A 23743-nucleotide genomic window follows, 5' to 3' on the forward strand; every position below is an offset into this window, starting at 1 on the left:
CTGACTTACAAGCCGCCTACGCAGACGTACTTGAGCTCGGTGAACTCATCCAACCCATGGTGCGAGCCTTCGCGGCCAAGGCCGGACTCTTTTACGCCGCCGAACGGCGCCAGCTCGGTTGAGATCAGCCCTTCGTTGACGCCGACCATGCCGTATTCCAACTGCTCCATGGTATGCCAGATGCGGCGATAATCCGTGGCGTAGAAGTATGCGGATAAACCAAAGGGCGTGTCGTTGGCCATCTGGATAGCTTCTTCATCGCGCTGGAAGCGGAACACCGGCGCGACCGGGCCAAAGGTCTCTTCGTCGGCCACGGCCATTTGGGTGGTCACGTCCGCCAGTACCGTGGGGGTAAAGAAACGCTCGCCGGCAGCGTGAGGCTTGCCACCGCACAGCAGGCGCGCACCCTGACTCAAGGCGTCGTCTACATGGTGCTGAACTTTGTCGACTGCCGCCTGGTTGATCAGCGGGCCGATGACGCTGCCCTCGGTCAGGCCATCGCCGACTTGGAGGGCCTGAACACGCTCGGTGAGCTTGCTGACGAACGCCTCATAAATACCGTCCTGCACCAGGAAGCGGTTGGTGCACACGCAGGTCTGCCCGGTGTTACGGAATTTAGACGCTATGGCGCCATCCACGGCGGCGTCGATATCGGCGTCGTCAAAGACGATAAAGGGCGCGTTACCGCCCAGTTCCATGGCGGTTTTCTTAACCGTGCTGGCACACTGGGCAAGCAAGTGCTTGCCCACCGGGGTAGAGCCGGTAAACGAGACTTTGCGCACCCGCGGATCAGTGGTGAGCACTTCGCCCACCGCTGCCGGTTTCGATGCCGTCACCACATTGATGGTGCCCGTCGGCAAGCCCGCTTCCAGCGCCAGGTAAGCGGCCGCCAGGGCGGTGAGCGGCGTGGCTTCGGCGGGCTTGATGACCACGGTGCAGCCCGCGGCCAGGGCCGGGGCGCACTTGCGGGTAATCATCGCCAGCGGGAAGTTCCACGGGGTGATGGCGGCGACCACACCGACCGGCTCGCGCAGCACCAGCAGGCGCTTGTCCGCGCCGTGGCTGGGCAGGGTTTCCCCGGCCATGCGCTTGGCTTCTTCGGCGAAGAACTCAATGAAGGAGGCACCGTAGACGACTTCGCCCTTGGCTTCCGCCAGCGGCTTGCCCTGCTCCAGGGTCATCAGGCGGGCCAGGTCGTCGGCGTGTTCATGGATCAGCTCAAACCAGCGGCGCAACAAGGCCGAGCGCTGTTTTGCCGGTGTCGCGCGCCAGGCAGGCCCGGCCTCGTAGGCGGCCGCCACGGCATCACGGGTATCGTCAGCGCCTAAATCGGCCACCTGGGCGATTGTCTCGCCGGTGGCGGGGTTATCCACCACGAAGGTCTGCTGGCCCTTGCGCCATTCGCCGCCCACCAAGGCAGGTACGCCATCATGCAACCACTGTTCGATAAAGCTCATACATTGCTCCTGAAAAGCCTTGGTCTTGAAAACATATCTCGACGACTTGGCAAAGGTTTATAGATCCGCTCGCATATGGCGATCGCTATAGTCGCGCCCGTAGGTATGCAGCGCGTGCATATACAGGCCGATACCGAGCAATACCCAAACGGCAAAGATCGTCCATTCCGCAACGCCCAGCGCTGCCGGGCTACCCGGTAGATAGAGACACGCCATGCCGAAGGACAGAATGATCGCCAGCGTGCCGCACAGCTTGCCGTTGCTCACCTTGAAAGGACGAGGCATATCCGGCTCGCGTACGCGCAAGACCATGAAAGACACTGCCACAAACAGGTACGCCAGTACGATCCCCAGACCTCCCGCGTTGACGATCCACACAAGCGCAGGACGACCGAACAGCGGCGCCAGGCAGGAGAGAAAGCCCATCAGAAAGATCGCGTTGGTGGGCGTTTTGTAGCGCGGGTGCAGCTTGGCGAACGTGGCAGGCAACATGCCCGCATTGGCAAGCGCATAAATGGCCCGCGAGCCACCAATGTAGAACGCGTTCCAGCTGGTAATGATACCCGCAATACCGGCTATCACCATAAGGTTACCGGCCCAGGACGCATTAAATAGACGTTCCATGGCATCGGGGACGCTGAGCGAACTGGCGGCGATCGCGTCGCTATCCAGGGCCAGGCTGGTGGCCAGAATAATCAGCGAGTACCACACCACGGCCAGAATCACCGACACCATCAGCACCTTGCCGATTGCCTTGTAAGGCAGGTTGATCTCTTCCGCGGCCTGGGGGATGACATCAAAGCCGACAAACAGAAACGGCACCATCACGATGACCGCGATAATACCCGCCATGACACTGCCTTCAGACTGCGAAAACAGCGGCATCATGTTGGCGGTGTTACCCTCAAACAGCGAGCCGGTGACGAACATCACCCCGACTAACAGAATGACGCCAGTGACGACTTTCTGCAGCAGTGCGGCGGTACTTACCCCGAAGTAGTTGATGATCATCATGGCAATCGAGCCGCCCACGCCAACCGCGACCCAGGTAGCTTTGACTTCCCATCCGGCGATGGTCCACAAATGCCCCACCGCATAATTCGGTGCCAGGTGTTCTACCACTGTCGGCAAGGCCACCGCCTCGAACGCGACCACGCTCAAATAGCCCAAGATGATGGCCCAGGTACAGAAGAAAGACGGCCAATGGCCAAGCGCCCGGTAGCTGTAGACATGCTCGCCGCCAACTTTGGGCATGGCCGAGGCCAGCTCCGCATAGGTCAGGCCAACGAGTACAATCGCTAACCCGCCGATAATAAAAGCGAGAATGGCCCCTACACTGCCAGCCGACTGAATCGCGGTGCCGGTGAGGACAATCCAGCCCCAACCGATCATGGCACCAAATGCCAGGGCTAATACGTCACCGCGGGCCAACACCCGGACGAGCTTGGCTTGTTCTGAAGAAGACGTTGTCATAACACAGAGTCCTGCAATTTATTGGAGGTTGTCATCAGCGCTCTGAGGCGCGGTTTCTGAAGCCTGTCAAAAACAGTATAAGCGCACGCTAGCAGGCGGCAGACACAACGCGAGTGGACCACTTCGGATTTCGACTAGACCACTATTACAATGCACCGAATAGGTGCAAACTATATCGGCGACTTTCGTCGCACAGACCGGTAATAGCCGCCTTAACGCACAACAGGAGACCTTCAAGATGGACCATAAGGAGGCTTTGCACCACTTTGCCCATCTGTATGCCCACCAGCCCCAGCAGCTAAGCAAGCAGGTACGCATTGAATTGGCGCTGCGTCAGGCGATTACCCGACAATGGCCCACCGGGCTTCGGTTACCCTCTCACCGTGCCCTGGCAAGCACCGTGGGCGTGGCCCGCCAAACCCTGGCCCAGGCCATCAAGACACTGCTCGATGAACAACTGCTGAAAACGGCCCATGGTCAGGGCACCTGGACCAACAAGCCCGTGGCCGCGGCGACCCAAGTGCCAACCCGCCTTCAGCTTTCCGAGCGTGCCCAGCGCGTATTGAGTGGCCCTGGCGCCAGCATGATTCAAAACGGGTCCTTCGTTCCCGGCATTCCCGACATTGCCCAGTTCCCGATGCGCAAGTGGCGTCAGCTTTATGCAAGCGTGACGGTGCCGCAGAACGCCCTTCTGCTGTCTTACTCCACCGGCGGCTATGGCCCGCTAAAGCGAGCGATTCGCGATTTTCTGGCACGCTGGCGCAAGGTTCACTGCGATACCGAACAGATCATTATCACTGACGGTACCCATAATGGCATTGAGCTATGCGCTATGGCGCTTGCAGACGTGGGGGATAGTGTTGCCATTGAATCACCCTGCTACTGGGGAGCGCGCAATGTGTTCAGCGCCGCAGGGCTTACGATTGAAATGCTGCCTTGGCGGCCTGACGAGGGCCACCGGCTACCCAGCGCGTTAAATGCGAGCCCCCTGGTCTACCTGACCGGTTCTCATCATTACCCGCTCAGCGTACCCACTAACCCCGAGCATAAGCGCCGCCTCTGCGATGCCTTATCGCCCACCTACGTAATCGAGGACGACTACGAGTTTAATCGCGACGACCACGCCAACCTGCTCTTCGACCCGCGTTCCGAGCGCCACTTGCTGGTTGGTTCGTTTTCCAAGATGATGTTCCCTGGGCTGCGCCTGGGCTATCTGGTGGTCCCCCGGCATCTGGCCGAACCGATGAACCGCCTGCGCAGTGAGCTGTTCCGCGAAGGCCGCATGCTGGATCAAGCCGTGCTGGCGCAGTTCATGTTTGACGGCGATCTGGATGCCTGGTGCCACCGCATTCAGCGCGACTACCTAGGCCGCCAGCAGGTGCTGCATGATCAGTTGCGCACCCTGCCGAAGGTGCGCAGTGTCTCAATGCCAAGCAGCGCCATCAGTCTTTGCATCGAGTTTGAGCCGGGCATCAACGATGTACAGATCGCCCAGACATTATTAAAAGAACATCTGGTAGTGCGCCCGCTGAGCCCGGTATGCGCCAAGCACGATCCAAGGGTAGGCCTGGTGATGGGTGTGGGGATGCTCTCGGGAGAAACATTAGTGCGTGAAGCCCAACGCCTGCGTCGCTGTCTAGAGGCTTTGTTGCGCTAATGGCTGAACCACGCCCCGATGATTTACCCACAGACTTTCCAACACTTATTCACAGCGCATTATCGACAATCATTTATTCACAAGGACGCCTTTCATGCTTCGCCCTGTTGATGGCTTTCGCCTAAATACGTCGGCGTTACCGACGCTCCGCCTCTGGGTAGCACTCGCCTTGGTGCTGGTGCTCTCGGGCTGCGCCACCTTCGCGCCCAACCCGCCCCAGGATCAGAGCAATATCTGCGAAATTTTCCGCGAGCAGCCGACCTGGTACGACTACGCCCGGGAATCCCAGGAGCGCTGGGGAACGCCCATTGCCACGCAGATGTCGTTCATCCAGCAGGAATCGTCGTTTCGCAGCCATGTTCGTCCGGACCGCAAATACTACCTGGGCTTTATCCCCGGCCCGCGACCGTCCTCCGCCAAAGGTTACGCCCAGGCGCAAGACCCGGTGTGGGGCGAATACGAGGATCAGGCTGGCAGCCTGTTTTCCCGCCGCACACACATGAAACACGCCACCGACTTTATTGGCTGGTACAACCAGCGCACCCGGGCACAAACCGGTATTTCACTGAGCAACCCCGAACATCTTTATCTGGCCTATCACGAAGGTGCGGGTGGCTACCAACGCGGCAGCTACCGGGGTAAACCCGCCGTACAGCGAGCGGCCAGGCAGGTGGCCACCCGGGCCAGCCGCTACCAGTCGCAACTCAACAGCTGCGAGGCGGAATTCCAATGCCGCAAGTTTTATCAGGTGTGGCCCTTCTGCCGTACAGGTTAGCGGGTGCATTCTGGCGGTTGGCTCCTATACTGACCCTACCTAATGTTGGAGGCCGCCATGGATTATCATCACTACCGCGAAGCCCTGGCCGAGACACTCGCCCAGAGTGAACTGCCCTTTCCGCACGGCGAATATCAGGCGCGCCTGGACAAGGTGCGCCGCGCGATGGCGAGCCGCGGGGTCGATGCGCTGCTGCTGACCGATCCCGCCGATATCAATTACCTGACCGGCTACCATACCTTCGAGGTCTCGGTGCATGCGTGCCTGGTGTGCACGCCGGAGCGCCTGGTGCTTCAAGTCGCCTCGATTGAAACCGGCGCAGCGGTTGTCACCGCACGCGTGGACGAGATCATTGGCTATCGCTGGGAAAACGCGGATGAAATTCTCACCCCGCTTGCCGACCTGCTTGCCAACTGCCAGCGCATCGGTATCGATGGCTGGAGTAGCGGGCTGCGCGTTGGCGTCATGCACGCCCTCGCCGACGCGGTGGGCAAGGAACGCTTCTGCGAGGCGGGCGACCTGCTGGATGCGGTCCGGATTGTGAAAAGCACCGCCGAGCTCGACATGCTGCAGGAGAGTGCCCGCATCACCGCCGCCGGTTTAGAGGCTGCCATGCAGGTCATTCGCCCCGGCATGACCGACAACGATATCGCCGCCGTTGGCGCCAAAGCGCTGCTGGAAAACGGCAGCGAGTTTATGAGCCTGCAGCCGATTGTGACCAGTGGGCATCGTATCGGCGTGATTCACGTCAATCACAAACGGCGCATTATTCAGCCTGATGAGCCTGTCTTTCTGGAGTTCGGCGCCGCCTATCAGCGCTATACCGCACCCATGATGCGCACGGCGGTCACCGGCACACCCAGTGCCGCGCTTTCCGCCACCCGTGACCTGTGCCGCTCGATGTTTGAGGCGCTATGCGCCGCCATGCGCCCTGGCAACACCTTTGACGATGCCGCCCGGGCCGCCGATGCCCTGCTGGCACCCCAGCGCGACCAGCTGTTTTTCTCCGGCGTGTTTGGTTATGCCGTGGGCGCGCAGTTTCCACCCAGTTGGGTGGAGGGCACCGGCTATATCGCCCAGGGGCAAAGGCGTCAGTTTGAGGCCAACATGGTCTTTCACCTGCCGCTTTGCCTGCGAGTGCCCGGGCAATGGGGCGTCGGGCTCAGCGATACGGTGGTCGTCACCGAGCAGGGCGCCAAGCCACTGACCACTAACGATTGGCAGCTTTACCAGGCGGCTAATTCAGCCTGAAAGCGACCCCTTATAGCCGCTGCATTGACAGGCTGATTGACTAGCGCTATCGTCACCACAGATGAGAAATACTATTTTTCGCATTTAACCATTGGCGACAGTGTTAGGTTATTCCCATGAACAGCGAGCAGCGGCAGCTTCGCCACACCATCATGTTCTTGCGCACCTCGTTTGAAGCCGTCCAGCACTCCATTGCCGGACGCCTGGACGACCCGCTCCCCTGCTGGCTGGATACCGGCATGCTCTCGATGCTATCCCGCGAGCTCACCCACTGCTGCCAACAGGCAAAACCGTTGTTTGCCCCCGCCGTTACCGAACAGCTATACATCGCCTCACAGCAGTGCGAGCTGTTGCTCAGACAGTGCCCCGGGGTGCTCAGCAGCGCCGTCTGCCACCGCCAGCTCGCCGCCATCATGCTGCCGCTATCCTCAGCGCTACAGCAGATTGATACGCCCGCCAAACGCCGCTGGCCCTGGCAAAGGTGACAGTGACACGCCAATGAGCCTTCGAGCGTTATTGTTCGTTGACAGCCTCAAAGCTCGCTAGCGCTGAGCGGAGATTTTCCATGATCTCTTCTGCCAACATCTCAGGCTCAGGCAAGTTTTCCAGATCCGTCATTGAGGCATCGCGGAGCCAGAAGATATCCAGGCTCGCTTTATCCCGCGCAAGCAGCTCTTCTCTGTCAAATGCCCGCCAACGACCGTCTGGCGTTTCTTCGCTCCAAGTAGGTGTGCGCTCATGGAGATTGCTAGCGTTGTAGCAGGCAATAAAATCCTCTAGATGAGCGTAGGTCAGCGGTTTTTGTTTCAACGTGTGGTGCACGTTAGTCCGGTAATCGTAGTACCAAACCTTAGACGTTTGCGGATCAGGGCTGGCGGGGCGGTTATCGAAGAAAAGAACGTTAGCCTTGACGCCCTGTGCATAGAAGATACCGGTTGGTAAACGCAAAATTGTGTGAAGATCTGTGGTCTGTAAAAGCTTGCGGCGGATCGTTTCGCCAGCGCCACCTTCAAACAGCACGTTGTCCGGCACCACCACGGCCGCTCGTCCGGTTGTTTTCAGCATCGTCCTAATATGCTGCACAAAATTGAGCTGCTTGTTCGACGTGGTCGCCCAAAAATCCTGTCGGTTGTAAGTCAGTTCTTCGGCTGCTTGCTCCCCTTCAGCATTGGTAAAGCTCATTGAGCTTTTCTTGCCAAAGGGCGGGTTGGCCAGCACATAATCAAAGGTCTCATCGGACGGCGATATCAATGCATCGGCAGGGGACACCAGCGTATCGCCAGTAATTTCGCCGATCCCATGCAAGAACATGTTCATCAAGCAGAGCCTGCGCGTGCCAGCCACGATCTCATTACCATAAAAGGTCGAGTGCTTGAGGAAGCTTTTTTGATCTTTGTCCAGGGCGTAATTTTTGGCGTTCGTCAGAAAGTCATGAGCCGCCAGAAAAAAACCACCTGTGCCACATGCAGGGTCGGCGATGGTTTTACCGGGCTCAGGGCGCATGCACTCAACCATCGCGCGAATTAGCGCACGAGGGGTGAAATACTGGCCCGCGCCCGATTTGGTGTCTTCGGCATTGCGCTCCAGCAGGCCTTCGTAGATATCCCCTTTTACATCAGCGCCCAACGTCACCCACTTGGTGCCGTCTACCATATCGATCAGACGGTACAGCTTGGCCGGGTCGGTAATTTTGTTTTGCGCCTTGGTGAAGATCTGGCCCAGCATGCCTCTCTGCTCGCCCAGCTTGCGCAGCAGGGTGACGTAATGAACCTCCAGCTCCGCCCCGCGCAGGCGGGTCAGGCTCGCCCAGTCGTACCCTTCAGGAATGCCCACATCGCGGTTGTAAGGCGGCTTGGCATATTCATCAGCCATCTTGAGGAAAATAAGATAGGTTAGCTGCTCCAGATAATCACCATAGCCTACGCCGTCGTCGCGCAACGTGGTGCAAAAACTCCAGACCTTGGAAATAATGGGGGCAGTGTTCATCAATAGGTATCCTTGGTGGCAAGCACTTGCTGGCCTAAAACTGTTAATCGGTATTTCTGAGTTGCACTACGTGGCGAGTCGACTTGAGTCTTTTCAATCAACCCTGTATCAGGCAGTGGATTCAGCACAAGAATGGAGCAAACCTACTTGCTCCTTACTTCGTCCCTGCTTAGCCCCCTCTTGGTCAGTGACTTAGTGGGTGACTTCGGGGGCGACTTCGGCTACTGCCCTCTGTATCGACTACGAATCCCCTTTGAACAGGCAAACGAATAGAGCAGTGGCACGCCGCCTTCAGCTTTAATTACTCTATAACCACTGACACACCAATCTGGTTGGCCACTGGCGTATACAAATCAATGTCGACACCAGGAGCGCTTATCGAAACAATAAGCGAATATCGTACTCGCTGGTCGTAGCGTTCAAGTGCGGGCCTTGTTTTCCACCACCCCACTGAAGGATAAACGGCGATAGCACCCCGGCTGGCCAAATCGGCCGCGCTGCCTTTCCAGATATCAGAATGCAGCGAACCTTTATGCCGACTCTTTTTGCCGATTACCCAGGAAGGATCGTTATCGTTTCCTGGCAATCGCTCTTCATCGTCCCGGGCCGCCACGTTGATGCGAGCCCTGAAATCATCTTCACTTTCCAGGGGGCGCTTTACATCAAAACGTAGTCCGTGGGATTCATACCGATAGCGCGATGCAACACCACGCGCTGAGGGGTTAGGCTCAATGAAATATGACAGTGTCACTCTCATTTCAACGGGTGTTTCGCCCAACGCTTCAAGCTCATCCAAGGGCCAGGGAAGACGATGAAGGTTCATATCCCTTAGCTTTGGTTCTTTTCCACCTTCACGCTTGAATGGGCGGAGCGATTCTTCACAGATCAACGTTAGTGAGTTGTCTGCGCTCCAGAGAGCTCGCTCCAGATCGGGTTCACCGAAACCACAGTGTCTTACCAGTTGAGTCATTTGTGCCTTGGAAGGAACACCCCGAACGGGTAAGAACATTCGTTTCATTGCGTCGGTCCATTGCGCTGAATGCACAATGAGGCCGCGAATGGTTTCCGGCCAAAGCTCGGGATAGCTGGCCATTAACTGGGCCGCCATCCTTGCACAAAGTGCAGAGGCAGCACTGGTCGCATTCGCCGAAGTGAATAGGCGGTCATTCGTATGAGCATGGGTGGTCAGCAGGCTTAAGCTTGTCATCCATGCGGCACCTAAACCATCTCTTGCAGCGTTGCCTCCTTCGAACACCACATCTGGCTTTAGAGGCCAATATGGCTGCCAGGTTTGAGAGGTGGTACTGAAAGGGCTTAACCCACCTTCTTCGGCGATGGGTGCGTAATGTTCCGTGTCCGGTTCTGTAATACTTACCAAATGGGTCATGGCACCCACTGTCAAAACGTTCCACGCTTGTCCAGGATCATGTATCGCATCAGAGGAATTACTATCTGGATATTCCATCCAGGCATTCGGGTCTTTGATGTTTCCAGCAGAAATGACAAACAATCTAGGCGCTTCGCCCTGCTCGTCGGCGTCATAAGCAAGTCTGTCCAGTGCGGCTGACCATGCAGAGGGGCGACCTCGGTCGCGATTATCTTTCGCCGTAATGGCCATACTGAAAACGCGTTTCCGGTGCGGTGCTGTCACAGCAGGGCGACCCACTGCTTCCGCTGTCAGGTACCCGTGGTGTTGGGCATCGCCACCGTTATAACCATCTTGCGGAATCAATTTCACCGATTCGAGTCTGTGGGCAATTGAAATCGGGTGTTGAGTAGATAAGACATCGACTAAATTACCTAGAGCAGCAATACCCGCCATGCCCGTACCATGCCCATCAGAATCATCAATGCCCCAATCTGGCTCCACACTGTGTTGATCAGCGTCTTCCACAACGTGCCGCAGCAACGGATGGCCATTATTAACGCCGGTATCAAGGAGGCATATATAAGGCACATCATTGCTTTCAGTTGGTACTGTCAACCTAGCGATTAGATCGTCAAACCATTCTGGTTGCTCACCGGGGGAGATAGAATCAAAGAACTCTGCCGTTTCCTTGGCACGTCGCAATTCAGCGATACTGTTCAACGTCAGCATCGACCGTTTCATCTGACCGACTGAACCATGAATAAGCAACACTGACCGTTCGGGGAAATATAGCTCCCCTGGTGCCAAGCGGAAGCTCAACCCAGCGGCCATCTGCCTGAACTGACTGATAACCGCCTGCCGATCACCTCTTGTTGGCAGCCACACTTCCCACCAAAGCTGCTCATCGTCGGCTGTTGGCATGGCATCAGGCGTATCAGTCCATAGGGCTTGCAGGGTCGCAGCACGAATCTCGGAAATAGCATTCAGCAACTTACTATGCGCGGGGCCGCTCTTTTTATCTTTACTTTGATCAAGATAAGCGGTGATACGTTTTTCAAAAAAATGGAGCTTCCCATCGGGCACAAACACAGTGGCAAACGTCTTGTTGCCATCCTGCCTGACGTTGCGAAGCTCAATACCCGAGGCCTCGCGAGCAAGGGATTCAAAAGCCAACTCAACGTCTGGAAAGCTTTCAAATTCAATTTGCAGACCCACACCTTCATCAATGCCCGCTTGATGCTGCCGTGCTACGGCGTCTTCCAAGGCCGGTGTTAATTGCTGAAGCTTGTGTAACAGTGCATTGCCATGCGCTTGTCGATCTCTGGGGGGAGTATCGCTACCACCGCCACCTGTAGTGGGCGATACAAAGCGTTCAGTTTCACCATTATTCTGGAAAATGAAGTGGGGGCGGTTATTCCTCTCGTTATCCGGCATGCGATGTCCTTAACTTCAGCTTATTTTATTTAACCGATTGGACAGTTGCCGACGCTCTTCCAACGCATGGGATATATCTTTTTCATGAATTTTATCAGCACGTTCGATCAAGGCTGTTTTCAAGACTTCATCCGCCGCTCGGGTCAACTCTGCATAGCTAAGGCCAAGCGCCTTCGATGCTAATCGCTTCCATGAGGTGTTTTTGACCGCCAAACGGTGTAAGCGTGTTTTTAATATGCTGGCGATGTGAATGTCGTCGGGAAGCTCGTAATGCAGCAAGTCATCAAACCGGCGAAACAGCGCGTTATCTAAAATATCCGGATGGTTAGTGGCACCTATGATGAGGCTATGCGAGTCGTCCTGCTCGATCATCTGCAAAAAGCTATTCAAGATCCGCCGGACTTCCCCAACATCATTTGCTAATCCTCGTTGGGAACCAATCGCGTCGAATTCATCAAAAAAATACACCCCCCGGGCTTGGTGGGTCGATTCAAAGATTTGTCTTAGCTTGGCAGCGGTTTCCCCCATGAACTTGGTGATCAGGCCATCAAGCCTAACCTGGAAAAGCGGCAGACCAAGCTCACCAGCCAGGACCGAAGCGGTCATCGTTTTACCTGTCCCGGGAGGCCCGACCAGCAGTATTTTTCTGCGTGGCTGCAAACCATGAGACAGGATTTCAGACGCATGCTTCTGCTCGCGAATAATACGATGTAACTGCTGCTCCAAGTCCTCATCTAACACCATATCGACCAAACGTGACTTGGGATAGCTCACACTGAGCAGGTTAGCCAATTCACCCCGTGGCTTGCTGATGGGAACGGTTTTACCTTCAGAGGTTACATTACGACGCGATTTGGCTTGGTCGACAAGGGAACGAATTTCTTCCGCCAGCTTTCCATGGCCCTGCTTTGCCTCGTGCGCTGCCACCTGCATCGCCACAGAATAAAAGCGCGAGTCATTGCCCTCCAGGTGCGACTGAAGTAATGCTTTTAATTGATTTGCACTGGCCATGAGATTGCCCTCCTCGATACAGCATGAGTGTACCTTGAAAGCGCTAGGTTCTCGACGAGTTCGATCACGCGGTTGCCTTTTTACCAGCGTTACGTCCACGCTTCGAGCTTGCCCTCTCACCCCGACTGACAGTTTTTTCCGCCTTGATTCGCTCTAGCAGTACGCTAGCCGGTTCATCGTTGGGATCTTGAGGCACCAACTGACCAGAAAACGCCTTTTTCAGAATGGATTGGCGAAGCGCGCTTGCACGAGTGAGGCTAGCGTCGATCTCAGCCTCCAGGGCATCGGCGGCATCCAGTTTTTCGTCGAGGAGTCGGACGATTTCGGCTTGTTCGGCGGGCGAGCAGATTGGGAAATGAAGCTCCTTCACTTGTGTTGTGTTGATCCGTGGGCGACCAACACCATGTATAAGACCATTGACTTGGTTAAAAACTTGCGGACTTTGAAAATAGTATGCCGCGAAAGTTAGGTTTGTTTGATCGCCTTTCAACACAGCAGCAAAGCAGTCTGCTTTATTGATAGCCAGAGGAATGCTCTTCGGTACGATGCAAGAACGCACGGCATCCGTGACGAATGATGAAATAACAATTGTTTCTGGATAAACGGAGTGTTTCTTGATTGTTTCGTACTTCTCCTCTGAAACGTAAGAGCACTTATCTTCGAGAAAATCACCATAGCCAATATTTTCGAGACGAATAACCCTTACACCTTTACTGGTATAGTCGCTGGTCTTAAGATTTGAACCAAACGGGCCATCTGAGACAGTCACGTTGAGGGTACCAAAGCGAGCATTACCCCAATCACATGGAAAGTATGGGCTATTTTCATCTGAAATATGCTGTGCTTTTACACCTGTTGGCCGCTTCGGCTTCGCAGGTTTCTTGCCAAATTCGCCACCAGTTCGCCAAGCATCAAGAGCTTCTTGCCAGTCGTCCAGCGCAGCTTTATAGCGTGTTTCGCGCTCAGCCTGGATACGGGCAAGCAGTGTTTCAGGGTCTTCCAGCTTGTCAGGGTTTTGTTCGCGCCAGTCGGCGGTAAGGCGACCTTCAAAAGCAGATTTCAGTAGCGACTGGCGGTAGAAGCCGAGGGTAGCTTTTGCCGCTTTCAGGCTCTCGACGCCTTTATCTATTTCGTCGAAAAGCGTTTCGATTTTCTCTACGATGCGAAGTTGTTCTTTGATAGGGGGCAACCAAATTTCATGCTCTTCCAGAATCGTGACCGGGACACGTTTTTGTCCTACAGCACCGGTCATGTTGTGTTCGGCATGATAGCGAAAGCTCTGATTAGAAACGACGTGATAGATGAACCGGGGATCAATGTCTTTTGCTGGTCTCAACACATGGAATTCGGTAGACCCGAAGCCGTATTCGCTAGCCATCTCAGGAACAATCGCCATTTTTCCGTTTTCCATACACGGAGTAATTTTAGCGAAAAGAACATCATCCTTTTTGAATGGTGTATAGCCCTGTTTGACCTGCGAAAACGTACGTACCTCTGAAACGTCGACGTTGCCGGTCTCCGCCTCAACAGCAGGCATGGGGATAAAAGATACGAGTTCATCCTTCTCGAAAGCAGACTTATCCAGGCGAGGATTGATACCACAAATCTCTGAAAGCGATGTATTGATCCAACCACATGGCAAATCCGTCATGCCGATAACGCCTTATTAATTTCAGTCATCATATCGTCCATACCATCGCCAAAAAGGGCGTACATTTGCCCCAGACCGCCTTGGTTGTCAAAGGGAGCCATGTCGAGATCATCGCGCTCGATGGTGAAAGAGGTGGCAAGGTGGTCGCGGATCATGCGTAGCCATGCCATCTGTTCTTCAGTAAATTTTTCGCCGTGGCCTGCGTGGCGGTTTAACACCCAGTTCTGAAAGTTACGCCGCACGCGTTCAGAGTAGTGCGTCAGCGTTGGGTCTAGCCCCGTCACCCGGCGGATCAGCGCCACCAGCGCTGTGAGATCGCTGGCGGGGTTGCTACCTTTATACTCATCCAAGTGTGCATAGGCCTTCCACACGATTAGCGGAGCCAGCCGCGGGCGGTCATCGGTGAGCTTTTTCAGCACGTCCTTGACCATGGCGAAGGTAACTTCCGAGCGGCGGGCAGGGGTGTTGAAATAGATGGTCAGCGCCTCTATCTGGTCGCGGTTTTCATCAAGGTATTCCTCGAACTCCTGGGCGATCTGCTTTGCATTTTCCGCTACATCGCCTGCCCATTCGGTGCGCAGCAGTGTATCAAGATTGTCGTGGTCGATGGTTTGCTCGTTATCGCGTCGAACGGTATCCATCAAGGTAATCAGTGGGCCGGTGAATATATTGGCCGCCTGCTTGATGCGTTCCTCCCGTGCGGTTTGCATGGCGGCGTCATCCGGCTCGGGGTGGCCGGCGGCCTTGGCGTCGGCTTCCACCTTGTCAGGGTCAATGGCATCGAAGAGATCACTCACGATGGCAGTGAGCGATGTGCCCGCCTCGTCTGTAATTTTCTGGTGGTCTTCAGCGCCAAGCTTATGGTCGAGCCGCGCAAGACGGGAAGCAAGCGAACTGACGGTTTCTTCTGAACGATCACCCATCATCAGCCCCATGGCGAGATCCTTGAAGGGAATCGAGGGTTTGGAATCTAACGGCTGGCTGGCGGTTTTGAGCGACTTGGTCACGCCTACCGCATCCACAATCACATAGTGGGTCTTGGCTTGAGCAGAGGGCGATACCTTTTTAAGGTCGTCGGCTTTCATCACCCGGGTGCCACGCCCCTTCATCTGCTCGAAATAGTTTTTCGATTTTACGTCGCGCATGAAGATCAGGCATTCGAGCGGTTTTACGTCGGTGCCGGTAGCAATCATATCCACGGTGACGGCTATGCGCGGGTAATAATCGTTGCGAAAGGCCGAAAGTGAAGATTTCGGGTTCTTCGCGCCATTGGTGATCTTGCGACAGAAGTCGTTGCCCTCACCAAACTCCTGGCGGACAGTCTGGAGGATGTCGTCGGCGTGGCTATCGGTCTTGGCGAAAATCAGCGTTTTGGGGAGTTCGATGCGGCCAGGGAATATCTCGCGCCATTTGTCGTGGAACGCACGAATGACGGTGCGGATCTGGTCGGGATTAACGACTGAACGGTCGAGCTGGGTAGCAGCGTAGGCCTGCTCGTCATCCTGGGTTTCCCAACGTTTAGCCCGGGTATCGCGTTCGCGTTTCTCAATAAGCTGCTCAGGCTTGAGCGTCTCACCGCCTTGGGTGATTTCGGTCTCGATCAGGTAGATCTCGTTGCCCACGTTGACCTTGTCGGCAACGGCTTTTTCGTGAGTGTATTCGCTGACCACGTTTTTCTGAAAAAAGCCGTAAGTGCGGTTGTCCGGCGTGGCGGTCAAGCCAATTAAATAGGCATCGAAATACTCGATCACCTGACGCCAGAGATTATAAATCGAGCGGTGGCACTCATCGATAACCACGACATCGAAGTATTCCGGCGACAGTTTGGGATTGTAAACGACGGGCAGCGGTTCCTTGCGGCGCCATTTTTGCTCGGCGGGGTGCTCTTCTTCGGCCCCTTCATCCAGCTCATCCCCCTTGAGCGTGGCGTACATGCGCTGAATCGTTGAAATCACGACCTGGTTATCGCCCGCGATGGCGGGCGAAGTCAGGAGCTGGACGTTGTAAAGCTCGGTGAACTTGCGATTGTCGTCGTTGGGGATGAAGGCCATGAACTCTTGTTCAGCCTGTTCACCCAGGTTCTTGGTATCAACCAGGAACAGAATGCGCCGTGCGCCCGCGTGCTTGAGTAGGCGGTACGCCTGGGTGATAGCGGTAAAGGTTTTGCCGGAACCTGTTGCCATTTGCACCAGCGCACGAGGTTTGTCGGCCTTGAGCGAGGCTTCCAGGTTGGTAATCGCCGTGATCTGACAGTCGCGCAACCCTCCAGGATTCAGCGCGGGCAACTCTGCTACGCCTGATCGAAATGATCGCTGTGCTTTTGCCCAGGCATTGAGTGTCTCAGGACGATGAAAGGTAAACACCTCTCGTGAACGAGGAACCGGGTCTTGACCATTGGTAAAGCGCGTGACCTGTGCCGTGCTTTCGTAGATAAAGGGAAGAGGCTCGTTATTAGCCACCCATTTCAGCTTGGCATTGGCGTAACCTGCGGACTGCTCTTCCACAGACGTCAACCGCACGCCCCAGCTATCGGGCTTGGCTTCAACAATGCCAACAGCTTGCCGGTCAACAAACAGCACGTAGTCGGCCGGGCCAATCGCCGTTTGATACTCACGCACTGCGATGCCCAAACCCGCATTGAAATCGAGCGCGTCTTTATCTTGCACGTGCCAACCACACGCCCGCAGGCGCTCATCTATTTGATCCCGAGCGGCTTGCTCAGGCGTTTGGTTGGCGTCGTACTGCACAAGTTAAGGCCTTATTAACGTTTAAGTTAGCCTCATAATCTCGAATGGGCTCTTTAAATGCAATTATCAGGCACGCTGACCTAGCTATTAAGCTTCCTCCTCCTCTTTCTGCCTCCCTACCGACCCATTTCCCGGGCATTGCGTTGCTATGTCTGCTTGTCGCCGCTTACTTGACCGCTAAATTTATCATGATAAATTGAATGTAAGGTGCCACCAATGAGCACCACGCTGCGACACACAATACGCAAGGGGTTTCTCATGACAGAACACAACACGGCGGCGGCAGCCCGTCCGCAAAAAAAGTGGTACCAAACGGTTCCTGACCCGATGGTGCTGATCTTCATGATACTGGTCGCGACCTATCTGCTGACCTTCATCATCCCGCCCGGTGAGTTTGAGCGAACGACCCAGGACGGGCGTACCGTCGTCATCGCCGACTCGTTCAGGTACTTAAACGACGTGGCCGCCATGTCGCCCTTCAATATTTTTGTGGCGATACCGGAAGGCCTTATTTCTGCCTCGCAATATCTCTTTATCGTCTTTATCGCTGGCGGTCTGTTTCACATCCTGCAAAAGACCGGTGCGCTCGAAAACGCCATTGGCGTCGCGGTTCACCGCGTCGGGATCGAACGCCGCAACATGATCATTACCGTTGGCACCTTCATTTACGGCTTTTTCGGTGTCGCGGTGGGGTTTGAGAATAATATCGCCCTCGTCCCCATTGCCGTGCTCATTGCCAGCGCGATTGGGTGCTCGAGCCTGGTAGGTACCACAATGGCGGTGGGCGGCATCGGTATCGGTTTTGCGCTCTCGCCGATCAACCCGTATACCGTCGGCGTGGCGCAAGGCATTGCCGAGTTGCCCACGTTTTCGGGCGCTTGGCTGCGCACCTTGATGGTAGTTTCATCGCTCGCCCTGCTGTCGCTGTATATCTGCAAGCGCGTCGTCAAGATGGACTTTGAAGAGCCGGACAACGCCGAAGCATTAAGCAAGCCGCTAAGCGAGTACCACCTGACCAAGCGCAACATCTTGACCATTGCGGTCTTTGTGGCTGGCCTGATTGGCATGTTGATCGGCGTCTTTACCCGCGGCTGGTATATCAATGAGATCGCCGCCACCTTCCTGTTACTGGCGATCATTATCGGGGCACTCAACGGCCTTTCGGCCAACGGCATTGTCAAACAGATGATGGAAGGGGCAGCGGGTGTCACCGCTGGCGCGCTGGTGATCGGGGTCGCGGCCTCTATTCAGGTCATCCTGGAGCAGGCGGTGATTATCGATACCATCGTCAACTCGCTGAGCACCTTGATCGACAACATTCCCCCGCTGTTCTCGGCGATTGGTGCCAGTGTCGTCCAGGGCGTTATCAACCTCTTCGTACCCTCGGGTTCCGGGCAGGCGTTGGTTACCATGCCGATCCTGATTCCTGTGGCCGACCTGGTGGGCATGAGCCGTCAGTTAATGATCACTGCCTTCCAGGTTGGCGACGGCTTGACCAACCTGATCGTACCTACCTCAGGTGGCACCCTGGCGATGCTGGCCCTTGGCCGCGTTTCCTATGCGCAGTGGTTAAAAGCCATTCTGCCCTTTATGGTCGTGGTCTACTTACTGGCCTGGGTCGGCTTGATCATTGGCCACTACGCGGGCTACTGATCAGTGACCTTATGACGCTTTCACTGGTTCACGTTCATCCTGAAACGGGCACCGTGGCCACGCTCACCGCAACGGGTGGCGTGGCGGTGGGCGGCTATGTGCATCATTGCTGGCGGGGCCTTGGAGCGTGCGTCACCCAGGGGCGCTATACCAACCCCTGGTACCCCGCAACGATTTACGAGGCACTCCGTAACGGTGCTTCAGCGTCCCAGGCGTTGCATGCCGCCACCCGTCGCGACGACCATCCTGAGCATCGCCAGTGTTTAGTGATGGATAGCGACGGGCGAGCCGATGTGCACACCGGCGCCGCCAACCTTCCCGAGATCGCGGCTAATCTTTACCCCGGCGTTGCCGCCGTCGGCAATATGCTGCATAGCGCTGATGTAGTTGAGATATTGGCGCAGCGTTTTATCCACGTCAGCACGCTCAACAGTCAGGCTGTCCTGCAAAACGACGCGCCCCCTCAGTTTCCTGCCGATCACGCGCAACAACTGCTCGGCCATTTACTTGCCGCGCTGGAAGCTGCGCTCGATGAGGGGGGCGACGCCCGAGGCACACGCTCGGCCGCGCTCCGTATCGAATCCTTTTTACACGCGCCCATCGACCTTCGGGTCGACTGGTCCGACAACGTCATCGCGTCGCTGAGAGCGCTTGAAGCGCGCTTCAGGGCGGACGATTTTCAAGCGTTCTGGCAACAGCTACCGCTGCGCTGATGGCGTTTCGATGGAGTTTTTATGTCTCAACAACCCCCACACGCTACCTTCGCTGAAGGCAAGATCGGGCAGTATCTCTTGAACCGCCTGGACGAAGCCGCCCAATATTCGCAACCCGGTGCTGGCGTCACGCGCCTGTTCTGCTCGACCGAACATCGCCAGGTGCTACCGCTCATTGAGCAATGGATGACCCGCGCCGGGCTCACCCCCGAACTGGATGCAGCGGGCAACTTGGTCGGCCGCTGCCCTAACGCTTTGGCGGGCGAGCCGACATTGATCATGGGGTCTCATCAGGACTCGGTCGTTGAAGGCGGCAAGTATGACGGCATGCTGGGTATCGCGGTGCCTCTCGTCGCGTTGGAAGCCCTTCGTCATGCAGGCATCACGCTGCCTTATGGGGTGGAAGTCGTGGCCTTTGGTGATGAAGAAGGCGTGCGTTTTCCCACCACGCTCGTCGGCAGCCGTGCACTCGCTGGCACCATTGACCCACAGCAACTCGAGGCACTCGACAAGCAGGGGATTTCTTTAAGGGAGGCACTGCGCAGCTTCGGCGTTGAACCAGATGGCATTCCTGCCCTGGCCCGCGACCCTGCCAATACGCTGGGCTTTGTGGAAGTGCATATCGAACAAGGCCCCCGACTGGAGCAGCGTGATCATGCCGTCGGCGTTGTCACCTCGCTCACGGGCATTGAACGTCATCAGGTAACGGTGAGCGGCAAGGCGGGTCATGCGGGCACGACCCCCATGTCCGGTCGCCACGACGCTCTGGTGGGGGCATCCGACATGGTGCTGGCCGTGGACAGGGTACTGCAAGCCACAGAGGGGCTGGTAGGTGTCGTCGGGCAGTTGGATGTCCACCCCAATGCCGTGAATGTGATTCCCGCGTCGGTCACCTTTACGGTCGAGCTTCGCTCCCCGCAGTCGGAAACCAGACAACGAGGTCAAGACGCCATTCAAGCCGCCCTGCACGAAGTGGCTGAGCGCCGGGGACTGACACTCTCCATGGACAACACCTACCGCGCCGACGGCGCCCACTGCGCCGAATGGATCATGCGAGGCCTGGAGCAGGCCTGCGCGAGCGTGGAGCAACCCACCGAGCGGATGTTCAGCGGTGCCGGGCATGATGGCCTGGCCATGCAGGATGTCACCGATATCGGCATGCTGTTCGTACGCTGCAAAGAGGGCTTGAGCCACCACCCCGACGAGAGCATTTCAGCCGCCGATGGCGAAGCAGCGGTGCGGGTCATGATGGCCTTTTTGCAGCAGCTTGACCCCTCAAGATGCCGTTAGGCCAATAACTCCGGCAGGAAAGCGCGCCTGACCTGAGCTTCCTGGTGGTTCATGACCCGCTGGGCGTCCAGCATGTGCTCGCGCATTATGCGAAAGGCGCTATCAGCATCGCCCAGTTCAATCGCATCCAATATTTCGGCGTGATAGCGGCAGCCCGTTTGGCCCAGATCGTGGGTAACGGGCTCATAAAGTCGATGATAAATCGTCAGGTCTGACAAAATTTGAATGGTAAAGCGGATGATAAAGGTGAGCAGCTGATTGCCGCCCGCCAGTTCCGCGAGCATTAAATGAAAGTTCAGCGAGTCCAGGTGCTGCTGCCTTTCGGTTTCGCTGTCTTCACAGGGTGTGGCATAACTGTGCAGACTCTCGCGCAAGCGTGCCATGTCTTCTTCGCTGACCTTGCCGGCTAACGAAGCGGCCAACTCAGGTTCAAGCGCCAGGCGGATCTGATAAATATCCTGAATGGAAATATCTTTAAAAAACAGATAATTACTTAATAAAGACACCGCCTTTTCATCGCTCATTGCCTTCACAAAGGCACCACCCCCCGGGCCGGTACGCGTCTCGACCAGCCCTTGGGCTTCCAATACCCGGGTACTTTCGCGCACCGTCCCTTTCGATACGTTCAGTGTTTCAATGAGTTCTGCTTCACTGGGAAGCCGATCCCCCGGTTTCAGATTACGATCCACGATCCAGCATTTAATCGTTTCGGCCACTTGGTAGGGGCGCCGTGGTGATGCTTTTTTTACCATGCTATCGATACACTGCCTGTCTATTAAGAGGGCTAGGGTAACAGAGCCAGCGCCCAATGAGAGCAAGACGTTTCGCCAGCGTTGGACGTCTGAAGCGCACAGGGAATATAGAATTGGCATTAACTAGTAAACTGGTCTATTCTGTCGCCCACTGCTCAACCTAAGAGTTCAAAAGGAGTTTGTTTAATGGCTTACGAAACGCTACTCGCTGCTACGCAGCTTGGCAGCCTGTCGATCCCTAACCGGGTGATCATGGCGCCGCTGACCCGGGCACGCACACCTGACAGCGTGCCGGGTAAGATGCAGGAGGCCTATTACGGTCAGCGCGCCGGTGCTGGCTTGATTATCAGCGAAGCGACCAATATCTCGCCTACCGCACGCGGCTATGTGTATACCCCAGGCATCTGGACCGACGAGCAGGAAGCTGGCTGGAAAGGCGTGGTCGATGCGGTGCACGCCAAAGGCGGCCGTATGGCATTGCAACTATGGCACGTTGGGCGCGTTTCCCATGAAATGGTTCAGCCCAATGGTCAGCAACCGGTCGCGCCCAGCGCGCTGAAGGGTGAAGGTGCCCAATGTTTCGTTGAGTTTGAAGACGGCACCGCCGGTCAGCACCCCACCAGCACGCCCCGCGCGCTGGAAACTGACGAGCTCCCGGGTATCGTCGAAGACTATCGCCAGGCGGCTGAGCGCGCCAAGCGGGCAGGCTTTGACATGGTCGAGGTCCACGCGGCCAACGCCTACCTGTTGAACCAGTTCCTGGCCACCGGTACCAATAAGCGTACCGACCAGTATGGCGGCTCGCTGGAAAACCGGGCGCGCTTCCCGCTGGAAGTGGTCGACGCCGTCATCGACGTTTACGGGGCCGACCGGGTCGGCATTCGCATGACGCCCTTTATCGAGCTGTTTGGCCTGACCGACGATGAGCCTGAAGCCATGGCGTTCTACATGGCCGATCAGCTTTCCAAGCGCGGCCTGGCTTACCTGCACCTGAACGAGCCCAACTGGGCCGGGGGCGACATTCAGTTCCCTGCTGGCTTCCGCGAGCAGATGCGCGAGCGCTTCAGCGGTCGTCTGATTTACTGCGGTAACTACGATGCCGCGCATGCCGAAGCGCGCATCAGCGAAAACACCACCGATGCCGTGGCCTTTGGCCGTCCTTACATTGCCAATCCGGATCTGCCCGAACGCTTCCGTGTGAACGCCACTCTCACCGAGCCCGACCACGAGACCTTCTACGGCGGTGACGAGAAAGGCTATACCGATTATCCGTTTATGGATAATGGCTATGACCGCATGGACTAAGTAGCGGCCTTAAAAAAAAGCCGCTTAATAATGAAAAGCATCACTTCGGTGGTGCTTTTTTTGTGTCTAACGATGGCAAAACGCTGCTAGGCTGTTGATTCTTACGTTTGAAACACAGGTGATGAATGCTGCCTTCGCTATTCGCTTTACTGATATCGCTGGCTCTGGTGGGCATTGCCGCCAGCACCGGGGCACGGTTCAGGCCCGATAGCTGGTACCGCGAGCTAAACAAACCCGCCTGGACACCGCCGGATATCGCGTTTCCCATTGCCTGGGGCATTCTTTACCTTTTGATGGCGATTGCCGCGTGGCGCATCTACATGGCAGACGACTCGGCCTGGCGCACCGCTGGCTTGACCGTTTATGCCCTCCAACTGATGGCAAATGCCGCCTGGTCGTGGCTGTTTTTTGGCCGTAAACAAATAGCCGCCGCACTTGGCGATATCGCACTACTACTGATGCTGATCATGCTTGCCATCTTTGTTTTTGCTAAGGTAAGCGCATTAGCAGCGTGGTTAATGGTGCCCTATGCCCTTTGGGTGGCGCTGGCACTTTGCCTCAATGCGACCATTTGGCGACGCAATTAACCCGCAATTAGCGCGTAAAAGGATAAAAACACCATGGAGACAATACCCTTAGTCACCCTACTGGCAATCGGCTCTATCGTATTAGCGCTAACCGCCCTGGCGCTGTTCATTTATGTCATGCGGCAGCGTCGTCAACCGCCGATAGACACTGCCGCTTCCACGGAGGAACGCCCCTCCCATGAAGCCACTTCACCGCCACCGCCCGAGGAAACATCCTCCTCATCGGCAAAGCACTCCGGCAAAGTGGCCCAGCACTCGCTGTTCGTGATTTTTTCGAAACCCGATGAGCATACCGATCAGCGCCTTGCCGAGTGGCTGCGCGAAAAGGAGGCGACGTTCGACCCGATCAAGAAGGTCTTTCACATCGCCGGTGAGCAACCCACGAACCCCATCACTATCGCCAATGCGTTTCCGCCCGGGGAAATGCCCGACCTGCTACGCAATGAAACCCACGAGCCGATCAAGGGCATCAGCCTGTTGGTGAAACCACCGCTGCGCAAGCGCCGCAATCAACAGATGCATGTCTATGTGGCACTGGCCAAAGAAATGCAGACGCTGTTTACCGGCGATATGCTGGATGGCGACCGTGAACCTGCCACCGACGCCACCTTCGAACGCATTATTGGCTAGCG

At 56.3% G+C, this 23743-nt stretch carries 19 protein-coding genes; 10 read left to right on the forward strand and 9 right to left on the reverse strand.

Going from position 1 to position 23743, the window contains the following annotated elements; genetic code table 11:
- Window positions 1-5: 5 nt before the first annotated feature.
- Both NH395_RS13245 and NH395_RS13250 read right to left on the reverse strand, forming a co-directional pair.
- Window positions 6-1457 (reverse strand): NAD-dependent succinate-semialdehyde dehydrogenase, encoded by a 1452-nt coding sequence (locus NH395_RS13245; protein WP_253025507.1) that lies wholly within the window; start codon window positions 1455-1457, stop codon window positions 6-8.
- Between the two features lie 57 nt (window positions 1458-1514).
- Window positions 1515-2930, reverse strand: a complete 1416-nt coding sequence (locus NH395_RS13250; protein WP_253025508.1) for an APC family permease — start codon at window positions 2928-2930, stop codon at window positions 1515-1517.
- A 238-nt stretch (window positions 2931-3168) separates the two neighbouring features.
- Between NH395_RS13250 and NH395_RS13255 the strand changes: the two genes are divergently transcribed.
- The 4 genes from NH395_RS13255 (at window position 3169) to NH395_RS13270 (ending at window position 7098) form a co-directional block, all read left to right on the forward strand.
- The gene (locus tag NH395_RS13255) at window positions 3169-4587 is read left to right on the forward strand and encodes a PLP-dependent aminotransferase family protein (RefSeq protein ID WP_253025509.1); all 1419 of its coding nucleotides are present in this window, start codon (window positions 3169-3171) and stop codon (window positions 4585-4587) included.
- 94 nt (window positions 4588-4681) lie between these two features.
- Window positions 4682-5362 (forward strand): lysozyme-like domain containing protein, encoded by a 681-nt coding sequence (locus tag NH395_RS13260; RefSeq protein ID WP_253025510.1) that lies wholly within the window; start codon window positions 4682-4684, stop codon window positions 5360-5362.
- Window positions 5363-5419: 57 nt separating this feature from the next.
- Entirely contained in the window at window positions 5420-6613 is a 1194-nt protein-coding gene (locus tag NH395_RS13265) for a Xaa-Pro peptidase family protein (RefSeq protein WP_253025511.1), read from the forward strand.
- Between the two features lie 116 nt (window positions 6614-6729).
- Window positions 6730-7098: a hypothetical protein gene (locus NH395_RS13270; RefSeq protein ID WP_253025512.1), complete on the forward strand. Its 369-nt coding sequence runs from the start codon at window positions 6730-6732 to the stop codon at window positions 7096-7098.
- Between the two features lie 28 nt (window positions 7099-7126).
- Here NH395_RS13270 and NH395_RS13275 read toward each other — a convergent pair whose 3' ends face one another.
- The 6 genes from NH395_RS13275 to NH395_RS13295 form a co-directional block, all read right to left on the reverse strand.
- Window positions 7127-8599: a class I SAM-dependent DNA methyltransferase gene (locus tag NH395_RS13275; RefSeq protein ID WP_253025513.1), complete on the reverse strand. Its 1473-nt coding sequence runs from the start codon at window positions 8597-8599 to the stop codon at window positions 7127-7129.
- Complete coding sequence (locus NH395_RS18485; protein WP_366065879.1) at window positions 8599-8727, reverse strand: Fic family protein; 129 nt, start codon at window positions 8725-8727, stop codon at window positions 8599-8601. The genes NH395_RS13275 and NH395_RS18485 overlap by 1 nt, the downstream gene beginning before the upstream one ends.
- 173 nt (window positions 8728-8900) lie before the next feature.
- Complete coding sequence (locus NH395_RS13280; RefSeq protein WP_253025514.1) at window positions 8901-11402, reverse strand: S8 family peptidase; 2502 nt, start codon at window positions 11400-11402, stop codon at window positions 8901-8903.
- A 15-nt stretch (window positions 11403-11417) separates the two neighbouring features.
- A complete protein-coding gene (locus NH395_RS13285; protein WP_253025515.1) occupies window positions 11418-12413 on the reverse strand; it encodes an ATP-binding protein in 996 nt (331 codons plus the stop codon).
- Window positions 12414-12477: 64 nt separating this feature from the next.
- Entirely contained in the window at window positions 12478-14064 is a 1587-nt protein-coding gene (locus NH395_RS13290; protein ID WP_253025516.1) for a restriction endonuclease subunit S, read from the reverse strand.
- Window positions 14061-16730 (reverse strand): DEAD/DEAH box helicase family protein, encoded by a 2670-nt coding sequence (locus NH395_RS13295; protein WP_253025518.1) that lies wholly within the window; start codon window positions 16728-16730, stop codon window positions 14061-14063. The genes NH395_RS13290 and NH395_RS13295 overlap by 4 nt, the downstream gene beginning before the upstream one ends.
- A 339-nt stretch (window positions 16731-17069) precedes the next feature.
- Between NH395_RS13295 and NH395_RS13300 the strand changes: the two genes are divergently transcribed.
- Genes NH395_RS13300 through NH395_RS13310 form a run of 3 tightly spaced genes read left to right on the forward strand, consistent with a single transcriptional unit; the run spans window position 17070 to window position 20467 of the window.
- The gene (locus NH395_RS13300) at window positions 17070-18464 is read left to right on the forward strand and encodes a Na+/H+ antiporter NhaC family protein (protein ID WP_253025520.1); all 1395 of its coding nucleotides are present in this window, start codon (window positions 17070-17072) and stop codon (window positions 18462-18464) included.
- Window positions 18465-18475: 11 nt separating this feature from the next.
- Window positions 18476-19177 carry a DUF1028 domain-containing protein gene (locus tag NH395_RS13305; RefSeq protein ID WP_253025522.1) on the forward strand — a complete coding sequence of 234 codons (702 nt, stop codon included), beginning with the start codon at window positions 18476-18478 and terminating at the stop codon, window positions 19175-19177.
- A 21-nt stretch (window positions 19178-19198) separates the two neighbouring features.
- Window positions 19199-20467, forward strand: a complete 1269-nt coding sequence (locus NH395_RS13310) for an allantoate amidohydrolase (protein ID WP_253025524.1) — start codon at window positions 19199-19201, stop codon at window positions 20465-20467.
- Here the strand turns inward: NH395_RS13310 and NH395_RS13315 are convergent.
- On the reverse strand, window positions 20464-21339 hold the full coding sequence (locus NH395_RS13315; RefSeq protein WP_290443832.1) for a FadR/GntR family transcriptional regulator: 876 nt from the start codon (window positions 21337-21339) through the stop codon (window positions 20464-20466). The genes NH395_RS13310 and NH395_RS13315 overlap by 4 nt on opposite strands.
- 66 nt (window positions 21340-21405) lie before the next feature.
- Between NH395_RS13315 and NH395_RS13320 the strand changes: the two genes are divergently transcribed.
- The 3 genes from NH395_RS13320 (at window position 21406) to NH395_RS13330 (ending at window position 23741) form a co-directional block, all read left to right on the forward strand.
- Window positions 21406-22524 (forward strand): alkene reductase, encoded by a 1119-nt coding sequence (locus NH395_RS13320; RefSeq protein ID WP_253025525.1) that lies wholly within the window; start codon window positions 21406-21408, stop codon window positions 22522-22524.
- A gap of 125 nt (window positions 22525-22649) precedes the next feature.
- Window positions 22650-23111, forward strand: a complete 462-nt coding sequence (locus NH395_RS13325; RefSeq protein ID WP_253025526.1) for a TspO/MBR family protein — start codon at window positions 22650-22652, stop codon at window positions 23109-23111.
- Between the two features lie 33 nt (window positions 23112-23144).
- The gene (locus NH395_RS13330; protein WP_253025527.1) at window positions 23145-23741 is read left to right on the forward strand and encodes a cell division protein ZipA C-terminal FtsZ-binding domain-containing protein; all 597 of its coding nucleotides are present in this window, start codon (window positions 23145-23147) and stop codon (window positions 23739-23741) included.
- Window positions 23742-23743: the final 2 nt, after the last annotated feature.

The organism is Halomonas sp. Mc5H-6 (assembly GCF_024124705.1).
Lineage (GTDB): Bacteria > Pseudomonadota > Gammaproteobacteria > Pseudomonadales > Halomonadaceae > Vreelandella > Vreelandella subterranea.

Coding starts and splice junctions, on each gene's coding strand:
- NH395_RS13280 (WP_253025514.1), bottom strand. CDS start 11,402: ATGCCGGATAACGAGAGGAATAACCGCCCCCACTTCATTTTCCAGAAT.
- NH395_RS13250 (WP_253025508.1), bottom strand. CDS start 2,930: ATGACAACGTCTTCTTCAGAACAAGCCAAGCTCGTCCGGGTGTTGGCC.
- NH395_RS13255 (WP_253025509.1), top strand. CDS start 3,169: ATGGACCATAAGGAGGCTTTGCACCACTTTGCCCATCTGTATGCCCAC.
- NH395_RS13305 (WP_253025522.1), top strand. CDS start 18,476: ATGACGCTTTCACTGGTTCACGTTCATCCTGAAACGGGCACCGTGGCC.
- NH395_RS13260 (WP_253025510.1), top strand. CDS start 4,682: ATGCTTCGCCCTGTTGATGGCTTTCGCCTAAATACGTCGGCGTTACCG.
- NH395_RS13300 (WP_253025520.1), top strand. CDS start 17,070: ATGACAGAACACAACACGGCGGCGGCAGCCCGTCCGCAAAAAAAGTGG.
- NH395_RS13315 (WP_290443832.1), bottom strand. CDS start 21,339: ATGCCAATTCTATATTCCCTGTGCGCTTCAGACGTCCAACGCTGGCGA.
- NH395_RS13330 (WP_253025527.1), top strand. CDS start 23,145: ATGGAGACAATACCCTTAGTCACCCTACTGGCAATCGGCTCTATCGTA.
- NH395_RS13265 (WP_253025511.1), top strand. CDS start 5,420: ATGGATTATCATCACTACCGCGAAGCCCTGGCCGAGACACTCGCCCAG.
- NH395_RS13320 (WP_253025525.1), top strand. CDS start 21,406: ATGGCTTACGAAACGCTACTCGCTGCTACGCAGCTTGGCAGCCTGTCG.
- NH395_RS13310 (WP_253025524.1), top strand. CDS start 19,199: ATGTCTCAACAACCCCCACACGCTACCTTCGCTGAAGGCAAGATCGGG.
- NH395_RS13325 (WP_253025526.1), top strand. CDS start 22,650: ATGCTGCCTTCGCTATTCGCTTTACTGATATCGCTGGCTCTGGTGGGC.
- NH395_RS13285 (WP_253025515.1), bottom strand. CDS start 12,413: ATGGCCAGTGCAAATCAATTAAAAGCATTACTTCAGTCGCACCTGGAG.
- NH395_RS13275 (WP_253025513.1), bottom strand. CDS start 8,599: ATGAACACTGCCCCCATTATTTCCAAGGTCTGGAGTTTTTGCACCACG.
- NH395_RS13290 (WP_253025516.1), bottom strand. CDS start 14,064: ATGACGGATTTGCCATGTGGTTGGATCAATACATCGCTTTCAGAGATT.
- NH395_RS13270 (WP_253025512.1), top strand. CDS start 6,730: ATGAACAGCGAGCAGCGGCAGCTTCGCCACACCATCATGTTCTTGCGC.
- NH395_RS13245 (WP_253025507.1), bottom strand. CDS start 1,457: ATGAGCTTTATCGAACAGTGGTTGCATGATGGCGTACCTGCCTTGGTG.